The sequence below is a fragment of the Ferruginibacter sp. genome (assembly GCF_031430955.1).
GTDB lineage: Bacteria > Bacteroidota > Bacteroidia > Chitinophagales > Chitinophagaceae > Ferruginibacter.
The window spans coordinates 1-2191 of the sequence record NZ_JANPCM010000003.1 but is presented as its reverse complement, the minus strand read 5'-3'; the positions used below and the strand labels follow the sequence as shown (position 1 = coordinate 2191).

Annotated in this window: 3 protein-coding genes and 1 pseudogene; 3 read left to right on the top strand and 1 reads right to left on the bottom strand. The window is 40.4% G+C overall.

All coding sequences use genetic code 11. The annotated features are described in order from the left end of the window. A pseudogene (locus ACY65O_RS00085) lies at positions 1-375 on the bottom strand (hypothetical protein); the annotation flags it as partial. Here ACY65O_RS00085 and ACY65O_RS00080 point away from each other — a divergent pair. From ACY65O_RS00080 to ACY65O_RS00070, 3 genes are all read left to right on the top strand, one after another. Continuing rightward, positions 307-459, top strand: coding sequence for a hypothetical protein (locus ACY65O_RS00080; RefSeq protein ID WP_462218804.1), 153 nt, complete (start codon positions 307-309; stop codon positions 457-459). The pseudogene ACY65O_RS00085 and the gene ACY65O_RS00080 sit on opposite strands and share 69 nt — an antisense overlap. A 29-nt stretch (positions 460-488) precedes the next feature. Further along, positions 489-1667: an NADH-quinone oxidoreductase subunit G gene (locus tag ACY65O_RS00075; RefSeq protein WP_462218803.1), complete on the top strand. Its 1179-nt coding sequence runs from the start codon at positions 489-491 to the stop codon at positions 1665-1667. Positions 1668-1687: 20 nt separating this feature from the next. After that, a partial coding sequence (locus ACY65O_RS00070) for a complex I subunit 1/NuoH family protein (RefSeq protein ID WP_462218802.1) occupies positions 1688-2191 on the top strand: 504 nt, incomplete at its 3' end.

Below are 2191 nucleotides of genomic sequence, written 5' to 3'. Positions count from 1 at the left end.
AAAAACAGGCGGTACGAATTTAGAATGATGATTGCCCTTAGCCAGTTTTCCAGAAAAGGCAGATAAATAACCAATTTCATTTTCTTTCGTCTTCACGACTAATACGCCAAACATCTTACCGATTATATTTTCAGCATTGTTTTCTAAACCAAAATTATGAGCCCATTCATTTTGATCTTTCAAATGTGATTGAAGGTCATCAGCGGCCAGCAAACATAAAGGATGCGGTACATCAACCATTAAACTAAATTCAGATGGAATTGTATGATCAGCTAAAGAAAGATTGAATGGAATACTATTTGTCCGTTGGGTGATGCAGCAGCCTGGCCGGTTGCCGCAGCAATAAGACATTTTAGGGATGAATTTGAATGGCATGTGTTGAACCCGGATGAATGTTTGAAAAAGAATTATGGATTGGCTCATTATGCGGACCCTATTCATGTTGCTGTGCCTGCATAATAAAAATTTAGAAAGAACGAATTATTTATATGGCTGAAGAAACAAAACCTATACCACCATCAACATTTAAAGTTACCATCGACAACATCACTATTGATGTGGCGCCTGGTACAACGGTTTTAAATGCTGCCCGCCAAATTGGTGGCGATGTTACACCGCCTGCAATGTGCTACTACAGCAAGTTACAGGGCAGTGGTGGTAAATGCCGTACCTGTTTGGTAGAAGTGGCTGCAGGCTCCACTGCCGACCCAAGGCCAATGCCAAAGTTAGTGGCCAGCTGCCGCACCAATGTAATGGATGGCATGATTGTAAAAAATATTACCAGCGATAAAGTAAAAGATGCAAGAGCAGGCGTGGTGGAATTTTTATTAATTAATCATCCGCTTGATTGTCCCATTTGCGACCAGGCCGGCGAATGTCATTTGCAGGACTTAGGTTACGACCATGGTAAAGAAGGCACCCGTTACGAATTTAAAAGAAGGACTTTTGATAAAGAAGATATTGGCCCGTACATTCAATTGCACATGACAAGGTGCATACTTTGTTACCGTTGCACTTATGTTGCCGATCAACTAACGGACAACCGTGTACATGGAATTTTAGACCGTGGTGATCATGCAGAAATATCTACTTATATTTCCAAAGCGATTGAAAATGATTTTAGTGGTAACATGATCGATGTATGTCCCGTAGGTGCATTAACTGATAAAACATTCCGTTTTAAAAACAGGGTATGGTTTACAAAACCTGTAGATGCACACCGCAACTGCGATAATCCAAAATGCTGCGGCAAAGCAACTTTATGGCTGCGTGGCGATGAAGTGTACAGGGTAACTGCACGTAAAGATGAGTGGGGCGAAGTACAGAGTTATGATGGAAAGCCCGGATGGATATGCAACACCTGCCGCTTTGATAAAAAGAAAACCAACGATTGGGTTATTGAAGGCCCAACAGTTATCAGCAGACATTCGGTAATTGGGCAAGGCCATTATGTAGGTATGGTAATGCCAAACGAAACCATACAAAAAGTTATGGGTGGCCGTGAGCCCAAGCTTTTAATGAACATACATAATGTAAGTGAGGTAAATAATCCTTCGGTACATTTAAGTAAGATAGATGGCCCTGCACACATGCAGGATTTTGCAAAATCGGCAGAGCATGTAAATGGTGAGGGAGAAAGTACCCAATGGGGATTAATAAAAGAATAAAAATATTTTAATAAAGGATTATGCTTTTAGCAATTGACTGGCCTTTTATAACAGAGAAATTAGTTTTGATACTCATTGTGGTAATGGCATCACTTGGCATTGCTATGTACACCACTTTTGCAGAACGTAAAGTGGCGGCTATTTTGCAGGACAGGAGAGGCCCCAACCGTGCCGGTCCGTTTGGCTTACTGCAGCCCTTAGCCGATGGTTTAAAATTATTTTTTAAAGAAGAAATCATCCCAAATTTTTCTTCTAAATTTTTATTTATTCTTGGGCCTTCAATGGCAATGCTTACTGCAATTATGACCAGTGCCGTAATTCCATGGGGTGATAAAGTACATTTTTTCGGCAGGGATATTTCTTTACAAATTGCTAATGTTGATGTTGGTATCCTGTATGTTTTTGGGGTATTAAGTTTAGGCGTATATGGTATAATGATTGGCAGCTGGGCAAGTAATAATAAATTTTCTTTAATGGGAGGTTTAAGGGCTGCCTCTCAAATCATCAGTTACGAATTGGCCATG